Source organism: Bacteroides caecimuris, from assembly GCF_001688725.2.
GTDB classification, from domain to species: Bacteria; Bacteroidota; Bacteroidia; order Bacteroidales; family Bacteroidaceae; genus Bacteroides; species Bacteroides caecimuris.
The window spans coordinates 4,649,433-4,674,260 of record NZ_CP015401.2 but is presented as its reverse complement, the minus strand read 5'-3'; the positions used below and the strand labels follow the sequence as shown (position 1 = coordinate 4,674,260).

15 protein-coding genes and 1 tRNA gene are annotated in these 24,828 nt (G+C 43.8%); 4 read left to right on the top strand and 12 right to left on the bottom strand.

The annotated features are described in order from the left end of the window. Window positions 1–337 precede the first annotated feature (337 nt). Window positions 338–1,066 (bottom strand): DNA repair protein RecO, encoded by a 729-nt coding sequence (recO, locus tag A4V03_RS19955; RefSeq protein WP_065540112.1) that lies wholly within the window; start codon window positions 1,064–1,066, stop codon window positions 338–340. Window positions 1,067–1,401: 335 nt separating this feature from the next. Between recO and A4V03_RS19950 the strand changes: the two genes are divergently transcribed. The 3 genes from A4V03_RS19950 (at window position 1,402) to gyrB (ending at window position 3,926) form a co-directional block, all read left to right on the top strand. Further along, window positions 1,402–1,473 (top strand) — tRNA-Glu (locus A4V03_RS19950). Window positions 1,474–1,515: 42 nt separating this feature from the next. Continuing rightward, complete coding sequence (rpsT, locus tag A4V03_RS19945) at window positions 1,516–1,770, top strand: 30S ribosomal protein S20 (RefSeq protein WP_065540111.1); 255 nt, start codon at window positions 1,516–1,518, stop codon at window positions 1,768–1,770. 197 nt (window positions 1,771–1,967) lie between these two features. Further along, window positions 1,968–3,926, top strand: a complete 1,959-nt coding sequence (gene gyrB / locus A4V03_RS19940) for a DNA topoisomerase (ATP-hydrolyzing) subunit B (protein WP_065540110.1) — start codon at window positions 1,968–1,970, stop codon at window positions 3,924–3,926. A gap of 220 nt (window positions 3,927–4,146) precedes the next feature. On the opposite strand, the gene A4V03_RS19935 is transcribed toward gyrB, so the two are convergent. The 8 genes from A4V03_RS19935 to A4V03_RS19900 all read right to left on the bottom strand — a co-directional run bounded on the left by A4V03_RS19935 (window position 4,147) and on the right by A4V03_RS19900 (window position 16,618). Next, the gene (locus A4V03_RS19935) at window positions 4,147–4,728 is read right to left on the bottom strand and encodes a DUF3109 family protein (protein WP_065540109.1); all 582 of its coding nucleotides are present in this window, start codon (window positions 4,726–4,728) and stop codon (window positions 4,147–4,149) included. A 66-nt stretch (window positions 4,729–4,794) separates the two neighbouring features. Next, window positions 4,795–6,309: a 2,3-bisphosphoglycerate-independent phosphoglycerate mutase gene (gene gpmI, locus A4V03_RS19930; protein ID WP_065540108.1), complete on the bottom strand. Its 1,515-nt coding sequence runs from the start codon at window positions 6,307–6,309 to the stop codon at window positions 4,795–4,797. Window positions 6,310–6,514: 205 nt separating this feature from the next. Further along, entirely contained in the window at window positions 6,515–9,727 is a 3,213-nt protein-coding gene (locus tag A4V03_RS19925) for a fimbrial protein (protein WP_141243580.1), read from the bottom strand. 24 nt (window positions 9,728–9,751) lie between these two features. Then, on the bottom strand, window positions 9,752–11,107 hold the full coding sequence (locus A4V03_RS19920) for a hypothetical protein (protein ID WP_141243579.1): 1,356 nt from the start codon (window positions 11,105–11,107) through the stop codon (window positions 9,752–9,754). A 13-nt stretch (window positions 11,108–11,120) separates the two neighbouring features. Further along, complete coding sequence (locus A4V03_RS19915) at window positions 11,121–12,188, bottom strand: FimB/Mfa2 family fimbrial subunit (RefSeq protein WP_084081187.1); 1,068 nt, start codon at window positions 12,186–12,188, stop codon at window positions 11,121–11,123. A gap of 352 nt (window positions 12,189–12,540) precedes the next feature. Next, window positions 12,541–14,517, bottom strand: coding sequence for a fimbria major subunit (locus A4V03_RS19910; protein WP_065540104.1), 1,977 nt, complete (start codon window positions 14,515–14,517; stop codon window positions 12,541–12,543). Window positions 14,518–14,553: 36 nt separating this feature from the next. Beyond that, window positions 14,554–16,002 (bottom strand): DUF3868 domain-containing protein, encoded by a 1,449-nt coding sequence (locus A4V03_RS19905; protein WP_236588696.1) that lies wholly within the window; start codon window positions 16,000–16,002, stop codon window positions 14,554–14,556. Between the two features lie 31 nt (window positions 16,003–16,033). Further along, window positions 16,034–16,618, bottom strand: coding sequence for a DUF3575 domain-containing protein (locus A4V03_RS19900; RefSeq protein ID WP_065540103.1), 585 nt, complete (start codon window positions 16,616–16,618; stop codon window positions 16,034–16,036). 582 nt (window positions 16,619–17,200) lie between these two features. On the opposite strand from A4V03_RS19900, the gene A4V03_RS19895 reads away from it, so the two are divergent. Beyond that, window positions 17,201–18,265 (top strand): hypothetical protein, encoded by a 1,065-nt coding sequence (locus A4V03_RS19895; protein ID WP_065540102.1) that lies wholly within the window; start codon window positions 17,201–17,203, stop codon window positions 18,263–18,265. Window positions 18,266–18,559: 294 nt separating this feature from the next. On the opposite strand, the gene A4V03_RS19890 is transcribed toward A4V03_RS19895, so the two are convergent. The 3 genes from A4V03_RS19890 to A4V03_RS19880 all read right to left on the bottom strand — a co-directional run bounded on the left by A4V03_RS19890 (window position 18,560) and on the right by A4V03_RS19880 (window position 24,585). Further along, the gene (locus A4V03_RS19890) at window positions 18,560–20,101 is read right to left on the bottom strand and encodes a DUF5723 family protein (protein ID WP_065540101.1); all 1,542 of its coding nucleotides are present in this window, start codon (window positions 20,099–20,101) and stop codon (window positions 18,560–18,562) included. A 179-nt stretch (window positions 20,102–20,280) separates the two neighbouring features. Then, window positions 20,281–20,883, bottom strand: coding sequence for a ribonuclease HII (locus A4V03_RS19885; RefSeq protein ID WP_065540520.1), 603 nt, complete (start codon window positions 20,881–20,883; stop codon window positions 20,281–20,283). 720 nt (window positions 20,884–21,603) lie between these two features. Further along, a complete protein-coding gene (locus tag A4V03_RS19880) occupies window positions 21,604–24,585 on the bottom strand; it encodes a two-component regulator propeller domain-containing protein (protein WP_236588697.1) in 2,982 nt (993 codons plus the stop codon). Window positions 24,586–24,828 lie beyond the last annotated feature (243 nt).

Sequence of the window (24,828 nt, the reverse complement as noted above, 5' to 3'; positions counted from 1 at the left end):
AGTTAATACGGAGTTATCTGATTTAGACCGAATGTTCATCAACTACTTTTATTTACCATACAAAGCACGAACTGATGTTTACAGAGAATTGGACGATGTTGTATTTGATGGAAATAACAGACAACTTACTCCTTCAGAAATCCAAGAGCTTGAAAGATATCTGAATAATGGAGCATACAAACCATCAACAGGGGGAACGTCACAAAAACCTTGGTAAATTATATAATGAGAATGATATTTAGCAAGAGGGTACATTGCAAAAGTTTATGTACTCTCTTGCTTCATTATAAGATTTTAGATTAGCTGGGGCTTTATAAGGAAAAGCGCAAGACTAAAACTAATCAAACAATTCTTTCAATACCTCCAGCGATTTCAATGCCGGGAAGTCCGGCAGATGCAAACAGTAATAATCATTCATAATCGTCAGGCAACGGGTACGCTCCGCACGACTCATGCCAAAAAGATGCATTGTTTCATAGTTCATGCGCATCAATTGACGAAGACGGGCAGCCTCTTCAGGATTGATATAAGAAGAATGTAGCTGGGGGCGGGTGGAAGTGAAACAGGCATTTAGCAAATCAAAGTAATCGCCGGTATGATAATCCTCCAGATTCGGATAAAGTCCCAGGAAACGAGAAAGACGCATCAAGAAAACCAGATGGAAATTGGCAAAACTGTCTCTACATTCGTCCAGCCAAATGATGGAATGTTGCAAGTAGGCAAACAACGGACGGTTCTCCGCCTCCTCCCGGACAGCCCTATAAAGAAACTCAGACAGGAAAAGTGCCATTGAGGACTTATACGGATCATAAGGAATAGAAGAAAAAGGATAAAAGGATTTCGCTTCCTTCACACGATAAAGGGTTGCGTTAGGACGATAGTCTGCCTCGAACTCAATAAAAGACAATGGCTGGAAAAGTACGGACTTCACCGCTGCCTTCCGCGAACGGGGCACTGCGACAAGGAAAGAAGCCCTGCCGGACAACTCCGTGTACATATCTACAATAATAGACGTATCATTATATTTTAATGTATGAAGAACTATTCCTTTCGTTTTTTGCAGCATAATCAAATCATTTCATGGTCAATCGGGAAGCAAAACTACAAAAAAGAAACCACAAATAAGCAGTTTTTTTAATTCTCTATAATATAATAAGGTAAGAAAGAAAACACATTCTCTACTTTCTTTCACCACAGAGAACTTTTTTTTTATAAAAAACAACGCACATATATTTCTGAATATCAAGTAAAATCAAACATCACCCTGAGAAAAATCACATATTCTTTGAAAAAAAATCATAGAATCGTTTGCCAGTTTCAAAAAAGTTCCTACCTTTGCAACCGCAATCGAGAAACAAACACTGCTTCGAGAAAGCAAAAGCAGAAATGCAACAATAGGACGGCCCGTTCGTCTATCGGTTAGGACGCAAGATTTTCATTCTTGAAAGGGGGGTTCGATTCCCCCACGGGCTACAAGTTAAAAGAATAAAGAACTAAAAAAATAGATTAGTCGAGATGGCAAATCATAAATCATCACTGAAAAGAATCAGACAAGAAGAAACAAGAAGACTTCACAACAGATATTATGGTAAAACCATGAGAAACGCTGTTAGAAAGCTTCGCGCAACTACCGACAAAGCAGAAGCAGTTGCAATGTATCCGGGCATCACAAAGATGTTAGATAAGTTGGCTAAAGTGAACATCATTCACAAAAACAAAGCTAACAATCTGAAATCTAAGTTAGCTCTTCACATCAACAAGCTCGCTTAACAACAAGAATTTAGCAATTCTACATAGCATCAGGCTGAACTTTCAAGTTCGGCCTTTCTTGTTTATAACACACTGAATATCAAACCTGTCTAGAATGTAGAGAAACCAACTGTATTCTTGATTTTTCATTGATTATTCTTCGTCAAATCGACAATTTTCACTATATTTGCTCTGTTATTAAAGTTAGAAAGGCAATTATGAGCGAAGAACAAATCACTCCCAATAACGGGTCTTATTCTGCGGATAGCATCCAAGTATTGGAAGGTCTTGAAGCAGTAAGAAAACGCCCTGCGATGTACATTGGTGACATCAGTATCAAGGGACTTCACCATTTGGTATACGAAATCGTTGACAACTCTATCGACGAAGCATTGGCCGGCTATTGCGACCATATCGAAGTAACAATCAACGAAGACAATTCAATCACAGTACAGGACAACGGACGCGGTATTCCGGTTGACTATCACGAAAAAGAAAAGAAGTCGGCACTGGAAGTTGCCATGACCGTATTACACGCTGGAGGTAAATTCGACAAGGGTTCTTACAAAGTATCTGGAGGTTTGCACGGTGTAGGTATGTCCTGCGTAAACGCACTGTCTACCCACATGACTACACAAGTATTCCGTAATGGTAAAATCTATCAGCAGGAATACGAAATCGGTAAACCGCTTTATTCTGTAAAGGAAGTCGGCACAGCTGACATCACAGGAACCCGCCAACAATTCTGGCCGGATGGTAGCATCTTTACTGAAACGGTATACGATTATAAGATTCTTGCCTCACGTCTGCGCGAATTAGCTTATCTGAACGCCGGTCTTCGCATCTCCCTGACTGACCGTCGGGTGGTGAACGAAGATGGAAGTTTCAAGAGCGAGCAATTCTATTCAGAAGATGGTCTGAGAGAGTTCGTACGTTTTATCGAGTCGTCACGCGAGCACTTGATTAACGACGTTATCTATCTGAACTCCGAAAAGCAGGGAATTCCTATTGAAGTGGCCATCATGTACAATACCGGATTCTCCGAAAACGTTCACTCATACGTCAACAATATCAACACCATTGAAGGTGGTACACACTTGGCAGGTTTCCGCCGTGCGCTGACCCGTACGTTGAAGAAATACGCCGAAGACAGCAAGATGCTGGAAAAGGTGAAAGTTGAAATCTCGGGAGACGACTTCCGCGAAGGTTTGACTGCCGTTATTTCTGTAAAAGTAGCTGAACCGCAGTTTGAAGGACAGACTAAAACGAAGTTGGGTAACAACGAAGTGATGGGTGCTGTTGATCAGGCAGTGGGTGAAGTATTAGCATATTACCTGGAAGAACATCCGAAGGAAGCAAAAACAATTGTCGACAAGGTGATTCTTGCCGCTACTGCGCGTCACGCTGCAAGAAAAGCCCGTGAAATGGTACAACGCAAGTCGCCGATGTCAGGTGGTGGTCTGCCGGGTAAGTTGGCCGACTGTTCGGATAAGGATCCTTCAAAATGTGAATTGTTCCTTGTCGAGGGAGATTCGGCAGGTGGTACTGCCAAGCAAGGACGTAACCGTATGTTCCAGGCGATCCTCCCATTGCGTGGTAAGATTCTGAACGTAGAAAAGGCCATGTACCACAAGGCTTTGGAAAGTGATGAAATTCGCAATATCTATACAGCTCTCGGTGTGACTATCGGAACCGAAGATGACAGTAAAGCCGCCAACATTGACAAACTGCGTTATCATAAGATTATCATCATGACCGATGCCGACGTCGATGGTTCTCACATCGACACACTGATCATGACGTTCTTCTTCCGCTATATGCCGCAGATTATCCAGAACGGTTATCTATATATCGCCACTCCCCCGCTCTACCTCTGCAAAAAGGGTAAAGTAGAAGAATATTGTTGGACAGACGCACAGCGCCAGAAGTTTATTGACACGTACGGCGGTGGTTCGGAAAATGCAATTCATACACAGCGCTACAAAGGTTTGGGTGAAATGAATGCCCAGCAATTGTGGGAAACAACCATGGATCCCGAAAACCGTATGCTGAAACAAGTACATATTGACAACGCTGCAGAAGCCGATTATATCTTCTCTATGTTGATGGGTGAAGACGTAGGACCACGCCGCGAGTTTATTGAAGAGAATGCAACGTATGCAAATATCGATACATAATCTAAATAACACGTTTTTATAAACCAACCTCACATCTTACAACGAGGAAACGCCGATGGCGAAGGCACATCCTTCGATCGGCGTTTTTCTTTTAATTGCATACGCAAGAACCGGAAAAGAATTTAAATAACGTCAGTTCGATATAACTTCGTCCGCATGGTTTCGGCTCCTTCAGGAAGGAGGAGAATTAGGAATAGTACAAGCTTATCTCGAACTGACGTTAAATATATTGTTGCTTTTTCAGTTCTTCAGCAGCAGCGACCAACTCTTTGTACCATTCTTCACCGAACTTACGAATTAAAGGCTCTTTCAAAAACTGATATACGGGAAGATTCTCTTTTTTTCCCAGCAAAACGGCTGCCTTACATACGTCCCAACGATGATAATTCACCGCTCTATAGGGTCCGTAATCACCGATCCGGATAGGATAAAGATGGCAGGATATCGGCTTGTAGAAGCCTGTTCTCCCCTCCCGATAAGCCTTTTCGATAGCACAGTAACAGCAGCCGTTCTCATCGTAACAAGTAAAGACACAGTCTTTATTATTAACAATAGAAGTCACCAGATCACCTTCCTCATCCGTATATACTACTCCTTGTTTTTCAATCACCGCACGTGCTTCCGGAGCCAGATCATCCCAAATAATCGGCAAAACCTCTTCCAACTCCCCCACCTCGTCCAGTTCTACCGGAGCCCCGGCATCACCTTCAATGCAACAAGCCCCCTTGCAGGCGCCCAAATCGCAAAGGAACTTCTCCCGAAATACATCAAGAGACACTACTACATCATCTATTTGTATCATTTTAAATCTTATGTAAGACAAAAAGGGCGGAGTAGAACTCCGCCCTCCCAATTATAGAAATCCAAATTACTTAATCAAAACGTTTCCGTCCATTTCTGCCGGAACTTCCAGTCCCATAATCTTCAAAATAGTCGGAGCAACATCTGCCAAACGACCATCTTCTACTTTCGCAGCCTTGTTCTCTGTCACGTAAACGCAAGGAACAGGGTTCAAAGAGTGAGCTGTGTTCGGAGTACCGTCTTCGTTCAAAGCATGGTCAGCATTACCATGATCAGCAATGATAATTGCTTCGTAATCTTGTGCTTTAGCAGCTTCGATCACATCTTTCACGCAAGCATCTACAGCAACAACCGCTTTCTCGATTGCTCCGTAAATACCGGTATGACCTACCATATCACCGTTAGCGAAGTTCACTACGATGAAGTCATATTTGTTCTCATTGATGGCAGCCACCAGTTTATCTTTTACTTCAAAAGCACTCATTTCCGGCTTCAAGTCGTAAGTAGCAACCTTTGGAGAAGGAACAAGGATACGTTCTTCTTTATCGAACGGAGTTTCACGTCCACCGTTGAAGAAGAATGTTACGTGAGCGTATTTTTCTGTTTCAGCAATATGAAGTTGGCTCAAGCCTTTAGAAGCAAGATATTCGCCCAATGTGTTGGACACGTTTTCTTTGTCGAACAGGATATGAACACCTTTGAAAGATGCATCATACGGAGTCATACAGTAATATTGCAGACCCGGAATGGTATGCATGCCAGCTTCCGGCATGTCTTGTTGAGTCAGTACGACAGTCAACTCTTTGGCACGGTCATTACGGTAGTTGAAGAAGATCACTACATCACCTTCTTTGATTGTTCCGTCGCAGTTAGCGTTTACAATCGGTTTGATGAATTCGTCTGTCACACCTTCGTCGTAAGATTCCTGCATTGCCTGAACCATATCGGTAGCTTTCTTGCCTACACCATTTACGAGCAGGTCGTATGCTTCTTTTACACGTTCCCAACGCTTGTCACGGTCCATAGCGTAATAACGGCCGATGATAGAAGCAATCTTGCCTGCTGATTTCTCGCAGTGTGCAGAAAGTTCTTCGATAAAGCCTTTACCGCTCTTCGGGTCAGTATCGCGACCATCCATGAAGCAATGGATAAATGTATTGTCGATGTTGTATTCTTTTGCAATGTCGCAAAGTTTGAAGAGATGAACAAGTGAGCTGTGTACGCCACCATTAGAAGTCAGCCCCATAAAGTGAATATTCTTTCCGTTTTCTTTTGCGTAAGAGAAAGCAGAAACGACTTCAGGATTCTTCAGGATGCTGTTGTCCGCACATGCACGGTTGATTTTCACCAGGTCCTGATAAACTACGCGTCCGGCACCGATATTCAAGTGACCTACCTCCGAGTTACCCATCTGTCCGTCGGGCAAACCTACGTTTTCACCGCTTGCCTGAAGTTGAGAGTGAGGATAAGTAGTCATCAGATAATCCCAATAAGGAGTGGGAGTGTTGAAGATTACGTCGTCTTTCTTTTGGTCACCTAGTCCCCAACCATCGAGGATCATTAAAAGGGCTTTCTTACTCATAATATTTCAATATTTAAATTATCACACTGATTTTCGGGCGCAAAGGTACAAAAAAGATGGTTACGTAAACGTTTAATCTATGTTAAGTTACAGGGCGGAATTCAAGTATGTAGGGGGAATACTTAAGTAATAAAAGTTGAGGGGTATCTGCGGAATGCAGATACCCCTCAACTTAACCAGTATCACAATGAGATGACACGCCCACTTACTCGATATCACGCACGCAACGAATATAAAACGTTCCTTCAGCCGGTGCAATCATACTGCCAATGAATGATTTATCACCATCTACGCTAGCAACGGAAAAGCGGCTTTTACCTCCATATCCCTCTTTTGTACAAGAATAATATGACCTGCCGGGATCTAAAATCCTTTCTTCGTTCACAAGCATCATCAATTCTCGCTGATTGGGAGCACGCCATGTGGCGCCACCGTCTCCATCTTCACTATAATCACCACAAGGTCTGTTTGCATTCAGTTCAGCTTCCATTGTCGAACCTGTAGCATCCCCCGTAGCATAATTTAACGATACTTTAAACTTCCGAGCGATACGATTGTTGTTAAGTTCCGTTAGCGGATGAACAGCCATAAACGTCTCTATCTTCGGACGAATGGATTTGGAATCATATTTTCCCATATCAAAAGTCCGTGTGGCAGTATCATAGCTATATGCCTTTGCAACGGGTTCAGTGTTGCGGTCAAGAATAACATCCCCGGGCGCGTTTGCAGACAAGTTTCTAACACATCGGATATTCCAAGGAACACGCATTGCATAGCCTCCTGCCCAATGTACCACAAAATTCCGATTGAAAGAACCTCCCTCTTCAGGAAAGAATTTGTATCCGTTGCTCGACACAAAATGAATCTCATTATCACTACCTGCTGTACCAATAATTCCATCGTATCCCCAGTTGTTAGCAGGAATGTTATCATCATTTGAGTTACACCACCTCCCATCTCCGGCACTCGTCGAAAACAACGGTGTGGCAAGAGAACTTCGTCCTAACATGATTCGTTCATACTTTCCTTCAGCCGGAAGATACCATCTCAGTTCATTGCCTGTAATCTGCCCATCACCGTTCAAATCACGGTTTCTGTTCATGCAGGACGCAACAACCTCAAAATAAGCGTTTCCATTATTTATATTACTCTCAGGATCTTGAGCGCGGGTACTATAAGTTGTTCTGTCATAAGTATAATTCGAAGCTGTCTCGCTATATTGCAACAACGGTACTGGATATGTGGGATCTGCTTGCATATATGATGTACGTGAAGCATTATAATTTCCATTTGCATTGCAATAACGAATAATACTATTCCACGTTCTGCCGGCAGTAGTCCAGTTATTATCAGTAGTAAAATCATTATTATTATTGTGACGATTGGTCAGGTACGTCCATACATTCCAACGCCCATTGGTATTCGACAAGGAAGTGCTCGCATTCGAATTTGTACTTCTCCCCCATGTCCATTGTAACTTTTTACCATAACTTTCGTTGATATGCTCTACACCTAAAGCTGTTTCATTCACATTCCCTTCTGTACTATAATACGTTTGAATAGATTTCTGACGCACATAATATTTACCAATCGAATATTTACTCTCTTCATCAGCAGATACGGCATAATCTTGAATGAGGAAAAGTACGGTGCGGTCGTCCTGATTGACATAATCTTGCCAATTTTCACCGTCATAGGTATATTCATCCAAAAAAACAGTATACCACTCGCTAGTGTTTCCGGGATATCCGCCTACATCTTTCAAATCTTCCATATACCACGCATCGGGATTATATGCAGCCAATATATTCTCTCCGGCGGTTGGTAAAATACGAATCCACTCATAAAATTTACGATTATTGTCGTCGGGTTCGAATGATTCTCCCCTTGCTACAGTCAGGATTTCTGTCCTTCCGGCAAAAGGAGCCACAATCTCATACGCAAGATTCCTTCGTTCATTTTCGTTCAGTTGAATGTTAAATGCAACATAATGCGCATCAACATCCAACCTCTTCAAGGTTGCGTCTGTCACAGAACCTTCCACACCGGGACGCCGTTCTCCTTCTTGCTGTGCCTCAACGACAATGTCGTCAACCCCACGGATAGTGACAGTATAATTATAGATAGAATTCCGGTGAACGTTGAAATCGTTGAGTATATCAAGTTCCGGAGTATTCTCACTATGGCCGATGGCTCCCAAATGGATAACAAAAGTAGCTTCACCCGTACGCGGAACAGATATGGTCTGTCCCTGATTATCCGGGTCAGTAATATTTGCCGTATAATTAATATCAGCAGTCAGCTCAATGTAGCTTGCAAAATTGTTCACATTAGTACCTTTCAGCAAATCAGGGTGTTCGCTGTTTTCGCACAATGAGACGTAAACACCAGTATTGGTACCTGTATCACCGTTACTCTTATATTCACGGTCACGGTCGGCATACGTCATATTTCTGGTAAGACGACCAGTATGTTTATTTTCAAACTGATAATAACTGAAAGTAAAATAAGACGGATAATCGTTATTTTCAATTTTCTCAATTTCCGTATGCAACAGAGATTCGTTATAGTTGGCATTGGGCGTTTGCTCGGACAGATAGTACTTTACTGCATCCGCCGCATTTCCTTCTTGTTCATACAAATAGGAGATACGGGGCGTATTCACAAGTTTCCAACTCGTAGGACGAACAATCAAAGTTTGGTTAGTTGGCGCCTCTCCGGAAGGCGTTGCTGGCGCCCTTACAATGAAATTTACTTTTGATACCAAACGACGCAGATGCAGATAGCCGTTGAGCGTAACTGCAGAGCTACTTGCAGGAATATAGAAAGCCGGCAAGTTTTCCCATGAAGTATTGGCATGTGTATTGCTTGTACTACCACCAACAAACACACCGCTCATTGGTAACTGTGCCTCTGCATAGTCTACCTGCGTCGGAGATGCAAGCGACACAGCAATAGATTTGAACTTATCGAACGTATCGGCATTCTCAAGCAATGTAGCCAAAGGCTGAGCCTCTGTCCCACCACCCGGAATTATCAAGTCACTTACGCCATTATTGTTTTTATAGTTAGCAACCGCCACAATATAACTGCGTCCCGATTTAGTCTTAATACTCGACAATAGATGTCCGGCATGAGCATCGTCGTGCGACGTTATGTTTTGATCACCGAAGTAAGTACGAGTTCCGTCTTCTGCATAGATGGCAAGCCAAAGGTCGTTGACCTGATTCTCCTGTTCCTCGGTCAGCGAACGTGTCTTGACTGTCATTTCGGGAACAAGCATCTTTATCTGAATGGTGGTCGGCTGACCGGTCACTCCTTCTGTATTAGTAATAATTTGATCGTCTACACATGATGTAGAGAATATGCTAAGAAGGCATAAAGCGAATAAAAGAGTGATGTTATATTTTCTTTTCATATTCATATATGATTTATAATCGGCTTAGTTAAAGTCAGGTACATCTAAACGATTCTCGTCCCATGGACAAACAGTATATCCCACTTGGATACTCGAACTCACGGAAGTAATTTCATATCGGTAGATATGATTACGAAGCAAGAAGTCTATATCATCCTCGGCTGTTCCCCCAGCATAGTTAGCCAAACGCAACTGATAGAGTCTAGAACCTTGATTTCCCCCATTCGGGTCTTGTACAGTAACACGCACATAAGGACGCACGGCATTCCCGATAGCTGCCAAAGAATACTCCGTAGTATACACCGAAAATACCGGGCATCCATCCTCACGGCTTTCTGTGGCGTTTTTATCTTGATGAAAGTCAATCAACGCATTATTCTGATTAGTCGCTAGATAATCACTGTTTGGTGCGCGATAGGCAAGCGATGATGCCATAGTCGGGGCTTCGACTTGCTGCGTTTCAAGCACACCGTTTCGGTTCCATTGACCGTATGCCGGCAGCACTGTTCCGGTGGCACAATAGCCCAACAATTCCACTTTCTCCACAGAAACACGTCCTGCAGGTGCATTCGCCAAGTTATCGGTTATGTCGATTTTGTCAATCACTTCTATTTTGGCTAACGCACGTAGCATGTTGATGTCTTTGTTCCCGTTTCCCGGAGAGAGTTCCACGAAACCTTCAGGTCCATTGTTGCCGTTGAATGCTCCTTGCGGAAGGGTGAACTGTTGCAATCCCGCCATAGGAATGTATTCGCCATCGGCTTCACCGGGCTGCGAAGGTACCCAACCGATGCTACTCCCGTCGGGAAGTTCCGTATGTGTTGGCAGCGTAAAGGCAACCAATTGGTCGGCAATAGCTTTGATAGTGGTGGTTCCTGGAGCAAGCGCGAAAGCGTTCTGCCGATAAGGCTTGCCATTGGCTACGACCATGATATAGAAAGAGAGATTACCGTCGGCAGCACGGGCGAAATAGGGTTCGGCAATGGTGGCGCGCACAGTATAGGTTACATAGTTGGAGTTGGCGCTTCCTTCCGCCACAGTGATGTCGGCATCGGGGGTAAATTCGCGTAGTAACTTCTGCTCTCCGTCGAAAAGCAGGAAACGGATATCGTGTCCGGCGAGGTTGAGGTAGTTCTCCGGGGCGGTGCCTGTTTCTTCACCTGAAATGTCAGCAGCACGGGTCTGGCGCGTGTGGTTATCCATCGCCGTGCGGGTGACGATGGTGAAGCGCAGCTTCACGGGGTCGGCAGTGTGTTCGGATGCGGGTGTGGTGCAGTTGTCATAGTCGTTGACGCAACTCACGGCAAACAACAACACGGCCGGCAATGCAACAAGCAACCGGACAAGTGTGTGGGAATGTATGGCAAATCGATACTTCATAATTATCGTCGGTTTAGAGTTCAGTGTCTTGCGGCGGAACGACGCGCCAGTTGTTGATGTAGATTTTGGCTTTCGCCCATGTTCCGTTTTCGATGAAGAACATCATGGTGTAGTCATCGTAACAGTCGAGGTAGTTCTGGTCGGAATTAGTGCCCTCATATTTGCTTTTCACTAGAAGAAGGTAGCGGATCAGGTCGATGCGGATCACATCTTTTCCATCAGCGTTGCGCACCACTAGTTTGGGGTGGTGTCCGGCAATGAGTCGTCCGGTGGTCAGTTCGGCAAGCAGTCCGTTAGCTTCGGTCTGTACGCGGGTAGCTTTTTCTGTGCGGGCTTCCGGTTCGGTGTCGTTTTGGTCGAACGAAGCGGAAGTCAGTTCGGTAGACCACGGACGATAACTGAACGGAGTGGACGAAATGATGTTGTTGCGATAGTCCATTGCGCTGTTGGATGCTTCGATGGCGAAAGTGTATTCGTCGCGCTCCATGGCGGAGCCGTCCATATTTTGCAGCAGGACACTGAGGTGCTTAGTGTCGCGTGTCAGGTAGATGGGGGCAATGTCGACAATGCCGTAGGTGTCGGGGAAGTTGACATTGGTCGCCAATCCGTGGTAGAGACGCGTGATGTCGCGGTCGCTGTATTGATTGGGAGCTGTACCTTGTAGGGGCAGCGTAGCACCGAGGTCGCTGATAGCTGCAGGCGTGCCACCGCCACCTATCACGAACGAAGTAGCATTGGCAATAGGCGAGTCGCCTTCACACCAGGCAAGCAGGTCGTATGTGCCGGGCACGACACTTACTTCCATAAAGAAGTTGTTGTCGGTGGTAAGTTCGCGGTCGGTGGTCTGTTCGGTCACCAATCTGCCTTGCTTGTTGAATACATACAGATGTACACGGGTCACTTGCGGACCGAAAGCATCTCCGCGCAGCATGTTTTTCGTGTAACGGAAGCTCACACGGTAGTGTACCGCGCAGTCTCCTTCGTCGTCGTAGATTGCCGAGTCGCACGATGCAGTTCCCAAAGCAATCATTCCCAGTAACATGCAGGTGTGCCAGATGCGTCGTAATTCTAACATTGTCATAGCGTTATGTTTTTTATTTATTCATTTTTCCGTATATGTGTAGGATTGCCTGCAAGTGGCAATCTCGTTGTTTTCTGTTTCAGTGGAAGGTATTGCTTGAGGAAGCATGCCTTCGGGATTCTTCGCCGCGATATATGCCCTTGCGACCAAGGGGATTTTGGAGGGCGTCAGGCTCTCCGTGGGTTGTGGACAGCAAGCGGAAGCTGTGATGCCTTGCTTACAGTGACTAGTTTCTTTAGTATTAACAACAAGAAAGAAAACAGTGGCGATGGGGAGTGCGGAAGTGCGCAGACTACCGCCACTGTTCTTGTATCAGTATGTTGTTCGAGAAGTCAACCTCGAATAGGGACGATTATAGTTCTACATCCTGAGTGGGTACGATACGCCAGTTCAAGATGTTCAGGCGAGCGGAGATGTAGTAGGAAACTTCATCAACAGGAGGAACTATTGGCTGCATTTTATCGCGAAGAGGAGTAGCAAGCCCACTGATTTTATTTACGTTGATAGTATAAGCATGGTTGCGTACGATACCGAATGAACCTGGAGGGCATTGGGCAAAATTATAACTTTTACCATCCTCTGTTTTAACAGCTCCACCAAGATGTTCAATAGGAATATTGAAATATCCGATACCGTCACCATATTTGCTAGCATAGCCTGTAGAAAGCAGATTAGAGTTTACAATCTCAACATTCCCTGTTGTAATCTGAGTATATCTATTTCCTTCTGGTTGAGTTACATCATAATAATATAGTTCATTATCACCAGTAGGCAGAGCCAAAGGATCAAGCTGAAGAGCTACAAGACGACCCGCTACTGTTGTGTTTTTGATATCACGAACCGATTTTGAAGGGTGTTCAACTATAAAACCATCTTCTTCACGATAAGCTTCGTAAGTATTAGGAGCAGTTCGTTTAAGAACTACGCTTTGTTGTTTAACCATAGCTCCAACTATACTACTTTCAAAATACAGATTCCATTTACCCTCAGTCTTACCATAGAGATAGAATGTCTTATCACCTTCTGGAACAGCAGCCGAACCTCCGGTAGCTTCAAGCTCATAATGTCCTACAATAACAGCAGATGCAATCGAAGCTAAAGGATTATAAGCCGTATTTTCTGTATTTTCCCATCCCCATGCTTTGGCAGCTGTAGTTGTCTCACGAGCATAGAATGTTTTGCTGAAACCATTTTCCCATTTTACAGACCCTTGAAGCGGTGAGCCACCTTCCACTTTACCTGCTTCTATTTGGTTATAATTGAAATAATGCAATGTATATGGATACTTATCCTCATCAGTAGTACCCGTATAATCATTCTTTGCTGCTATATCTGTTATATCATCAGATACTTTTGGATACTCATTGTCATAATATGAAGGTGAACAAGCCCAATAGCTACGGGACTTCTCAGGTTCATTCCACCACGTCTTATTTTTGAAATTCGCTTGAAGTTCCGCAAAAGTAGGATTATAGTTAGGAATATTGCCATCACCCAAAAGACCATATCTCTTAACAGCAAAGATATTTTGATCAATTGCATTCGGGCGCCAAAATTCGGGAACGAAAGTAAGGGTGTAACCGTTCACATCCGTTGCATTAGGTACGATAACATCTGTTCCAGACGCAAGATTAAGAGTTACACGTGCCGCATAACGCTCAACATAAATATCTATGGCTTGAGCACCGTCAGCTTTTGCCGCCTCCTCCGAAGTATATAACTGTCCTGTATTCACAGGAGTGGCAATCATACGAACTTTAGTTTCACCCGTGATAGGGTTATCACCATAATATACAGAGTTAGTCATCGGGAAATTACCATTTCCTCTGACTACTTCCTGCCGGATAATCCCCTCAATTTCTGAAAGAGGTTTCGATTTAAATTCTGCACTGCCGACAGGATTAATAAAACACATTACATAAGAGGGAAGGTTCTGCCCTTGAACAAGTGATACGGGAATGATAGATTTCCAAATTTTACCAACGCTTCCGGTGGAGGATTCAAAGTCTTCGTCTGCAATATCGCTACTAGAAAGGTCATAAGCCTGACCAGTAGGAACACCAGCCGCATCATAGAATACAAAAGTCATGTTTTCTATAAAATTTTCTTTCGGCTCATCACCTTGCAGAAAATCATTGTCAGTAGTTTCAGCACGTGTTCCTACTCCTCCCGCACTTGCAATCGTAACGTTCAGATAACGCACCTGGTCGTGGTCGACCGTTGTTTCCTGACCTTGAACTTCGGTCACCAAGTCGTCGGAAGAACAGCTTGCCAGCGACCCCATTGCCAGTGCCATGACAGCACTGAATAATAAATTACTTTTCTTCATAATAATGAATTTAAAAATAGTTATATGAAATACATTTTATTCTATCAATCCCAATTCACGCAGCTGCGCTACGGCTTCCGCAGCCTGACGGACTCCTGCTTTCGATGCATCGTCGAACAAACGAACGGCTTCTACATAGTCGCCACCTTTGGCAGCATAAATGCCACGGGCATACGTTGCTTCGGGAGTATTGCCCGCCTTGGCAAGATAACCTGCCGCGCGTTCTAGTTCATCGCGACCAAGAGCAATGTTAGCAGCATTGAGATTGGCTACCGGATCGTCCGGATACATACGTACCGCCACTTCGAACACTTCGCAATATTCGTCCGAACCAGGTTCGAGACTCTGTGCCACGACATTCATCTCATGAAGGCTCAGTTTCTGCGGAGCACTCTTCATCACTGCCTTGATTTCCTCTACATTGGTGTAAGAACGAATGATGTACTCTACCGCATAGTCCGAATGGCGAAGCCCTGGATAGACATTTTCCAACAAAAACCGGTATTGCTCCGGATAGGCGGACTTGAGTTTCCACTCACGGGCGTCCGGTGTAAGGTTTTCCATGTCGAGGATGGAAAGTATGTCTGCCTTCTGAGCAATGTCAGAGGATTGGACGTAACGGCGCAGCCCTGCCCAGTCTTCCGCTACCCAAGAGGATTTCATAATCGAAGCGTCGAACGTATAAAGCCCGCGAACGTAGCCGAGCAGTGCTTCGGTGCGTCCCTTCGCCAAACGTTCGTTGTTGGCGTAAGGGCCTTCGGGCGAAGCGAAGCCTTCGATAGAAACGGAGACAATGCGTGTGTCGGCATCGCTGCGCAGTACATCAATCGTATGTCGTATCTTTTGCAATTCTTCGGGGTTGCGGCGATAATCGGGACGGATCTCTGTACGGTTGACGGGAAAATCGATGTAGGCGGAACCGCGCGCTTCGCGTGTCTTCACCAGTTCTGCAACAGGAGTGACGAAAGCGTATGCGGGCTTGAACACTTTAGGCGTAAAGTCAAGCACTGCCAAGTCTTTACGGTCGTGCGAAACAACGTTGAATCCGCAGCCACATTCGTCTTCGAAGAGAGACAGCGTGGCTGTCTCCATCCACTGTTCGTAAGGAATGAGGGCAGAGTAGTCTATCACTTTTCCCGGGCGACACAAACGGGCACCGTGCGAGAGGTCACCGTGGCGAAGGTTCTGTATGTAACGGTTACGACCTGCTACGATGACACGCGGAAGTTCCAAATGCCGCTCACCGAAAGTCAGCACGGGCAGGTAGGTAATTTCGCGGTTAGACTTGAGGGTAAGTTCCGACAGGTCAAGCTGCATGGATACGAAAAGGTTATTTTCCGAGCGTTCCACCTTCAGGTCTCTCACACGCGGGTCTTGTTCCGGCAGTGTGCCGGTTGCCGGACTTGCAACGGATATGCCGGCAGTTGCCGTCCCCATTGTTGCCATTACGGCAAGGGCGGCTATCCATATTTTTTGTAATTTCATATCGGTATCACTTGTATTAGCGTGTTAATAATCAGAAAACATATACGAGGTTGACAGCTGCTTTCGTCGGACCTACATAGTTGTGATGTCCCTTACCAGCTCGGCGTCCGCAGCCTACACATTCAAAACGGTCGAAGCGGGTATAAGCCCAACCTAAGCCGATTTCGGCTTCAAGATTCCAATGCTTTCCCAACAACCAGCTATATCCATAGGCTAATCCAAGCCCCCCTATCCATCCTTGGTAGCGATGGGTCTTGAAATTGGCGAAATTGGTACCAAGGAACTTGAAGTCAGTGTCGAGATGTCCCACGTTATACTGCCCGGTGAAGGCATGCAGACCGACAAAATGTCCGCCAAGGGCTTCACAGAACCAATAACGGGCTTCGGGCTGCACCAACCAGTGTTTCCAACGGCGCCCATGTGACAGGTTCCACCCGTTGAAGTCACCACTCAAGTCTATTGACCAACGGGGCGCTACGGAAACTTCGATTCCGGCATTCACATTCAGAAAAGCATCGGATAGCACATTCGTCTTTATTGCCACCTCTTGTGCATTTAGTCTAAAATGCAAAGAAACTGACAAGGCTATCATCAGAAATAAAATCTTGCGTTTCATGTCTTATTTACATTATTATTCTTGATTATTCGTCGTTAATCGGTATTCTTTCGATTGATGTTTTATATTACAATAAGTATGTACATAGGCTATATTTTTTTGATTTTAGGCTGTCATTTCTACTCATTTTCAATACCTCTCTTGGTAAGAGAAAGATCGAGGTAAGAGTATATCTCTAAATAGATGAAAATGAGAAAAGAAAACTGCACAGATAATCACAAAATGCGCATTTTAGTGTTAAAAACAACGATAAAGACAAATTAATTTCTGTTTAAAGTTGTTTTTATACGTATTTTGTATACATTTGCAGCAAAGACTACTTCTCTTACCAAGAGAGGAATAAAAAATGTAAAACAAACGCACCAAAAGTTTATTCAGGACTGTACTTAAAATGGATGAGTTCAGAGTTCAAATAGTAGTTTTAAACAAAGCTGATACTTCTTTAATCCTAAAATATTAAGGAATCAATCGCTGTAACTTAGAATGTCCTAATTCCTTTCTGATAGGAGAATTTAACCTTTCCACCCTCTCATTAATCAAATAAAAGAAGTATATTTGCTTAATTATTAAACTATAAGCAATATGACTATCATCGCCAATCCCATTTACGATGCTGTCTTCAAGTTCTTGATGGAAGACAAGAAAGTCGCCAAGATATTACTTTCCGCATTGCTCAAAAAGGAAATCATAGACCTTGAAATGCGCCGCCACGAGTATACTTCCATGGAACAGACTCGCATCTCACTCTTCCGTATAGACTTCTCAGCAAAGATTCGTGAGGACGACGGATCCGAACACCTTGTCCTTATCGAACTGCAAAAGACTTGGCTCATCACCGAAACCTTGCGCTTCCGCCAGTATTTAGGCACTCAGTATCTCGACAAGGAGAACATTGTCGAAAAAAAGAACGAGTATGGGCAAAGGCGTACGTATGGTTTGCCCATTATCTCTATCTACATCCTGGGACATCCCTTGGGTGACCTTACCGAACCGGTGGTTTACGTACGCCGCCGCTATCTGGATTATGACGACAATCCTCTTCCTGCTCCCGACCCCTTCATCGAGAGCCTGACTCACGACAGTATCATCGTACAGATTCCTTTCCTCACCGGACGAACCCGCAACCGCCTCGAACGTCTGTTGAGTGTATTCGACCAGGAATATCGTCAGGCTGATAGCGAACACTATCTGGAAATTAATGATGAGCATCTTGATGATGAGGTGAAGTGTGTTGTCCACCGCCTGCTGAAAGCTGCCGCCGCACCCAACGTACGTCGTGCCATGGAGATAGAAGATGAGATTCTTTCTGAAATAGAGGACAGGGATACGACAATTATGATGAAGAATAAGGAAATTGAGCAGAAAGAGCAAGTGATTGAGCAGAAAGAGCAAGTGATTGAGCAGAAGGAACAAGTGATTGAGCAGAAAGAACAAGTGATTGAGCAGAAAGAACAAGTGATTGAGCAGAAAGAACAAGTGATTGAGCAGAAAGAACAAGTGATTGAGCAGAAAGAGCAGGTAATTGAGCAGAAAGAGCAAGTGATTCGTTCAATGGTTAAAATGCTCTGTAACAATGGGACATCGGTTGAAGAGATATCCGAACAATTATCAATACCAGTGGAACAAATCAAACAATATATCGATTAATATATTATTCTCTTTTGATAAAGATACAAACATTATAAAGATAGCAGCAGGTCGTTCTTACTTACCAAAGTAGCTTGCTGCTATTTTCAAATTGACTCATAATCATATAGATATGAGTAAACTTTTGATAAGGCACTTCCTACTGTTTGCCTTGGGTATCGTTTAATTAACCGTCTCATGCAGAATCTACTAAAAAATAAGAGGACACCGATTTTCGGCGTCCTCTTGAATAATACGTTTTATCCCAATAGAGAGTTAATTAAAAGAGAATGTTTAGAGAGAAATTAAAATATCTTATCCTTCTTTACTTGCTTTTCTTCCGCCCAACGGAATAGAAACTCCAACGAATCCGTTAACAGAGTTAGAGTTCTTGCCTAAGAACATATAGTCAGTTCCGACAAACAGAGGACCTAATTTCAGACCCAGACCGAAAGATTTACCGGCTGACTGGATAGCTGAGTAACTAAGTGCTACATTGAACCAGCTTTTCGGACGGTAGTTTGCAGAGAATGTTAATTCTGTAAGAGCATCAGGCTGTACAAAACGAGTGGTTGACAATACACCCACTGCTAATTTGTTATTGAAGAATCCATATTCTGCACCTAATACTAGGGTAGAAGCAAGACGAGATTTACGAGATTCTTTAGCATCGCTTACTTCGAGTTGCAACATGTCATAGTCAAGTACATCACCATTTGTTACACGGTCCATATATCCTTGAGCGTCATTCTGCAACTGATTTACAGCGTTCATAACAGTATTCGGATTATTCGGATTAACCATACTTGCATAGGTACTTCCTTTAATATCAATCGGATCCGGGTTAGCAGACGCAATTTTTGTGCTTGATTTCGACCAAGAAATAAAACCTAAGTCAAGAACAGAGGCAGACACTGTCAGATTATCCAGTATTTTATAAGAAGCTCCTAAGTCAATACCAAAGCCATAACCTGCAATGCCCAATTTACCACTGTCAAAGTCGAAATCTGTTACATAATCTTTACCTTCTTCTTCTTTCAATTCCAAACCTTTGAAAGAACTTTTCAGTTCAGCGCCAACAGTCAAGTTTGCATGATAATTATTAAACTTATCCTTTAATTCCTGTGCTGCTTGTAGTGCTTGTGAAGGAGTCATAGAATTCCAATAACTCTCACTTGACCATTGATTGATTTGTTGGTCAGTAGGCAAATTAGCATTCATCGCAACTTTATTAAGTTTCAACTCCATGTTGCCAATACCCAATAATGCTTTCACTCTAGCACCAACAGTCAAACGATTGTTAATCTGGCGTGAAAGTCCTAAACCGACTTCTGTATAAGCATTAATGTTCAATCGCTGACCACTAATATCATAGTTGCTATTTCTCCAATTTTCTTCAATTGTTTCCATCTCATTCAAGAAGGTAAACATATTCTTAGTCAAGTTAGCACCGATATCTGTACGCAGACCAATATTGAATGACCAGAAGTTTTTACCTTTATACCATCCTGCAGAGAGAATTTCCGTACTGAAATTCACATTCAGCTTATTGTTATCTTTCAGACGGTTCATAAAATCCGGTTTAGTATAGAAATCGTCACCATTATCAATGATATCGATGATATCTTGATAACCCAATGAAGTAGAACTGACAGTTGCATTGACAGCACCGATCACCGGAAGGTTGAAATAACCCTTCGTCGGTGTTAAAGCCGGATTCAGTTGTTGACGATAATGGGCACCTTCCATGAAATAAGAAGTACGTAAAAACTGTGCATTTGCAGAAAGAGTGCAAACCAACATCATAAAAAACACCCCAATGATTTTAGAAGACCATAATAGTTTGTTCGTTGCCATGATTTTAAACTTTTTAATTCTTATTATTGTTTGCAAAGATATAGCATTCCAATAACAAATAAAAGCACTAAGCAACACTTTTTTAGCCTAAACAGAGTAAATTCAAGGTTATCCCTAACAAATTCGTGCTTATTATGCAAAAAAATGTATAATGTTTTACTAAATGAAATAAAGCAACTTTAGAAGTTTAAAGTCAGCTGTCCATCTCCTAATAGATTGAACGTCATTCGATGATAAGGGGTGGTTCCACGTTCAGCAATGGCAGCGCGATGTTTTTTAGTTGGGTAGCCTTTGTTACGATCCCAATCATAATAAGGGAACTCATCGTGAAGACGGTTCATATAATCGTCTCTGTATGTCTTGGCTAAAATAGAAGCCGCAGCTATTGAAAGATATTTCCCGTCGCCTTTCACTACTGTGGTATGAGGGATGCCGGGATATTTAGTGAAACGGTTTCCGTCGATTAGTAAATGTTGCGGGCGGGTAGACAGTTGATCCACTGCACGATGCATGGCCAGGAAAGAAGCCCGCAGGATATTTATTTCATCAATTTCCTCCGGTGACACGATGCCGACTGCCCAGGCTATGGCTTCCTTTTCTATTACCTCACGCAGTGCATAACGTTGCTTTTCCGTCAGTTGCTTGGAATCATTCAACAGTTCATTCTTAAAATCCTTCGGAAGAATAACTGCAGCAGCGTATACCGCTCCCGCCAAACATCCACGGCCAGCTTCATCACATCCGGCTTCAATCAGATTCTCATTTAAGTAAGGTAATAACATATTTATCAATTCTATTTTGACGCAAAGGTAATTCAAATTAAAAAAGGAGATCTGTTTTGTCTCCTTTTTCTTACTTCTTTCCTGCTTTTTAGAATAAATTCCAAATAACGGCAAGCCCTGCCATTACAATCAATGCCTACCATAAAGTTGAAAAAACATAAAAACATCTGCCACCTGCAACGAAACGCGTGTAATGCGCTAGTTAATAAACAGTTGGAGTGTGGCAGACACCTGTAGCAGATACGTTGCAGATAAAGTATCTCAAACTGTCCTCCCTCCTACTAGAGAAGATTTCAAATTTCATTTCTCATATTCTCATTGATGACTGATAAACAACAAATAATCAAGCAAATAGCTTATGAGAAATACTTTCAAACATGGCATTTCTCATAAGTTTGCCCGTATTTTAGCTTAAAATCCACCTTATTCTCATAGTATTTCAAGGTATTTCTCATAGTCAACTACTATCTTTCTCCCCTTTTTCACGGTTGAAGATAAACTAGTTCCGATTGTCCCATAATATGCGGGAAAGTATTCCCTCATATTATGGGAATTTGTTCCCACAAAATAAGGGAATATTTTCCCAGTTAATAGGGAATATTTTCCCAATTAGTAGGGAATACTTTCCCACAATATATGGGACAAAGAGAATCTGTACTTCTCCGGTAATTGTTGACTAGTTGTTTCTTTATTCTTGTTACAGATGGACTGACAAGGACACTATGAGAAAGAACTATCTGCCATTCTCTGCTTATTCTGCTGTACAAACTCTGTAGGAGTAACTCCAAATTGTTTCTGAAATACTTTAGCGAAGTAAGAAGGTGACTGAAACCCTACCCTGTCACAAATTTCATTGATGCGCAGTTCTCCCTCCTGCAACAATTCCGCAGCATGTTTTAGTCGGATGATACGGATAAAGTCGAGTGAAGAAAGGTCGGTCAGTGCCTTAATCTTACGGTGAAGGCTGGAACGGGACATATTCATAGCCGCAGCCAATGCTTCCACATTATAGTTGGCATCGGAAAGATTCTCACGTACTTTGGCAATCAATTGAGACATCAGTTGTTCGTCTGCCCGTGACATAGCATCCCCTTGCGGAGTGCAGGCGCCGTATGTAATCTGATTAATAAACATCTCATGCGTACGGTGGGATTCGCGCTCACGCGCCAGTTCCGCCAATAATTGCTGTTCACGTATCTTCTGCACTTCACGGCGGCGATAGGCACGAAGAGACAGTACAAAACTACCGGATACAACAATGATATAGATAAGGTACGCCCACACTGTACGCCACCAGGGTGGAAGAATACGTACCGATAAAGTGGCTTCTTCCTGATTCCAGACACCATCATTATTACTGCCACGCACACGAAACAGATAGTCTCCCGGCGGAAGCTGGGCATAAGACGCAGTATGTGCAGCAGACGTATAGTTCCAGTCGTTATCTATACCTTCCATTTTATAAGCATAGCGGTTTGCGCCCGGCGATGTATAACTTAAAGCAACGAAATCAAAGCCGACATTAGAACGGTAAGGCAATTGCACGCCATCTGCCGGGAAAGGAGTTTCACGCCCTTGTACATACATTCCGGTGATGTAGACCGGGGGGACAAACGTGTTCCGGCGGACAATCTGCGGATTAAAAGAGACAAGTCCGTTGATAGTTCCCATCCAAATAGTCCCATCAGAGGCAGCCAAAGCCGATTTATAATTAAACTGATTATCAGGCAGCCCATCGTCTCGGGTAAAGATTTGCAGGCAGTCTGTTTCCGGATGAAGGCAAACCAGTCCACGGTCTGTTCCGAACCAGATGCGATGTTGTGCGTCTTCCACCACTTTATAGGTCACGTTGTCCGGCAGACCATTCGCTTTAGTGTATGTCCGGAATCTGCCCGTCTCGGGGTTAAAACACAATAACCCTCCCCGATCCGTAGAAAACCAGAGCAGACCTTTGCTATCCTCCGTTATGCCTGTCACTTCATTCGTTCCGATAGAGGTACTGTCTCCCGGTACACATTGATACTTGACCATCTGATCCGTCTGCGGATTATACCGGAGTATGCCATTACCCATTGTTGCAACCCATATATTGCCGGATTTATCTTCGAGGATGTCACGCATATAAGCGTAACCGAATTGTTCCATCTTCTCAAAAGTCCGCCCTTTGTCGACCGAACGGAAGATGTTCCAACCATCGCCCAGCCAGATGATTCCCCCACGGTCACGGTAAAGGGCAAACACCGAACCTTCACTGATGCCGAGTTGTGCGGGATAGAATGTATGCACTTGCCCTCGGAAAATATTTGTGGTAGAAATGGCAGAGGAGGCAACAGATACAGGAGAAACAGGAGATACAGTAGAAGAAGTCAAAGATGAAAAAGCGGAAGAAGAAGTCGAAGGAAAAGAAGAAACCGAAGGAGAAGCGGAAGAGCCTGCCTCCGTAATGATCAGATCAATACCTCCTTTAAAGTAACCCGCCCCGACTAAATCATCCGAAGCAAACAAGCTTAACACATTCTGACGGTCCGGCGACTCGGGAACTTTTACGAAAGTCTGCGCCTTCGGATTCCAATAACAAACCCCGCCATCCTGCGTACTAATCCACACTGTCCCGTCTTTTCCTTCCGCCAATTCACTGATGCGACGTCCGCAGACCGTACCGGGTGCTCCCGGAAGATAAACAGAAAAGTCGAGCGAGCGTACGGGTAGGTAACTGGCTCCTCCAAATTGCGTACAAATCCAGGTTCCTCCTTCACGATCGCGATAAATCTTATCCACGATAGCATCTCCAAGCCCATACTTTCCTCCGGCATCGGCAGGGATATGTTGCACACTATTCTGTTTCTCATCAATCACATAAACACCATTTTGAGTTCCCACCCATAATTCGTCTCCGAAGCAAACGGCATAACGAATAATCTTCCGATGCACTTGCGGCACAGGGAACACGCTCACCTCCCCTGTCTTCTTATTGAACCGTTTCAGTTCTTCTTCATGCACGCCGACGATCAGTTCATCGCCATAATCACACAGAGTAAATATGAAATCTCCTTTAAGCGCCTCTGTGGCATACGCCACAAACTTATCCTGTTCCGGACTATAACGATAGATTCCCGCTCCGTACGTACCGACCCAAACCGTACCGTCTTTATCCACACAAATGGATTGTGGAAAGTCCTTGCTTTTATCTTTGCCGGGACAAGGAATGTAGCGGAACAGCTTCCCCGTCTCCACCTGATAGCGGAAAACTCCCTGATTGGGCGCATTCACCCATATATTGCCCGAATGATCTGCCAGTATATCCTCAATCCAGTTGTATCTGATTTGTTCTCCGCTCTCTGTACGGGCATCAAAAAAAGAAAACTTCCCGGTGGCAAGGTCTTGAATATAAACACCATCGTCCGTGCCTACCCACAACTGCCGGTGATTATCTTCAAAAAGAGCGGATATGACCTGATTGCCATGTTGCAAAGTCTCGTCATAGCAATTATACAGTTTCATCGACACTCCGTCGTAACGGTTAAGTCCATTGCGGGTACCCAACCAAATAAAACCGTAACTATCTTGAATAATAGACTTGACATGACTGTTCGAAAGACCGCTTCCACCATCTACACGGATAAAATTATACTGCCCCGTCGCGGCAAAGTCCGGAAGGAAGAAACAAACAGAAAGAAGAAAAAGCAGCAGATTCCTTTTCATACACAGATATTAGATAGCGACAAATATAGTTTTTTTTACGCTAAATGCATAAGAAGGATGAAACATTTGTTGCAAGGATAGCAATAAATGTCGCACCACAAGGGCGCTATCATACATTTGAAACATCTCTTGCACATCTTGACAAAAGAGAGTATAGCCGCCTGTTTCTCCTCCCCCCAGACCGTCCGAGAACTCTGATTTTCGCTGTAGGATGGCATTCTTGCAGCGGATTTGAGGTCGTAG

Excerpts from the sequence above, each read along its gene's own strand:
- recO (WP_065540112.1), bottom strand. The coding sequence starts at position 1,066 with ATGCTGCAAAAAACGAAAGGAATAGTTCTTCATACATTAAAATATAAT.
- rpsT (WP_065540111.1), top strand. The coding sequence starts at position 1,516 with ATGGCAAATCATAAATCATCACTGAAAAGAATCAGACAAGAAGAAACA.
- gyrB (WP_065540110.1), top strand. The coding sequence starts at position 1,968 with ATGAGCGAAGAACAAATCACTCCCAATAACGGGTCTTATTCTGCGGAT.
- A4V03_RS19935 (WP_065540109.1), bottom strand. The coding sequence starts at position 4,728 with ATGATACAAATAGATGATGTAGTAGTGTCTCTTGATGTATTTCGGGAG.
- gpmI (WP_065540108.1), bottom strand. The coding sequence starts at position 6,309 with ATGAGTAAGAAAGCCCTTTTAATGATCCTCGATGGTTGGGGACTAGGT.
- A4V03_RS19925 (WP_141243580.1), bottom strand. The coding sequence starts at position 9,727 with ATGAAAAGAAAATATAACATCACTCTTTTATTCGCTTTATGCCTTCTT.
- A4V03_RS19920 (WP_141243579.1), bottom strand. The coding sequence starts at position 11,107 with ATGAAGTATCGATTTGCCATACATTCCCACACACTTGTCCGGTTGCTT.
- A4V03_RS19915 (WP_084081187.1), bottom strand. The coding sequence starts at position 12,188 with ATGACAATGTTAGAATTACGACGCATCTGGCACACCTGCATGTTACTG.
- A4V03_RS19910 (WP_065540104.1), bottom strand. The coding sequence starts at position 14,517 with ATGAAGAAAAGTAATTTATTATTCAGTGCTGTCATGGCACTGGCAATG.
- A4V03_RS19905 (WP_236588696.1), bottom strand. The coding sequence starts at position 16,002 with ATGAAATTACAAAAAATATGGATAGCCGCCCTTGCCGTAATGGCAACA.
- A4V03_RS19900 (WP_065540103.1), bottom strand. The coding sequence starts at position 16,618 with ATGAAACGCAAGATTTTATTTCTGATGATAGCCTTGTCAGTTTCTTTG.
- A4V03_RS19895 (WP_065540102.1), top strand. The coding sequence starts at position 17,201 with ATGACTATCATCGCCAATCCCATTTACGATGCTGTCTTCAAGTTCTTG.
- A4V03_RS19890 (WP_065540101.1), bottom strand. The coding sequence starts at position 20,101 with ATGGCAACGAACAAACTATTATGGTCTTCTAAAATCATTGGGGTGTTT.
- A4V03_RS19885 (WP_065540520.1), bottom strand. The coding sequence starts at position 20,883 with ATGTTATTACCTTACTTAAATGAGAATCTGATTGAAGCCGGATGTGAT.
- A4V03_RS19880 (WP_236588697.1), bottom strand. The coding sequence starts at position 24,585 with ATGAAAAGGAATCTGCTGCTTTTTCTTCTTTCTGTTTGTTTCTTCCTT.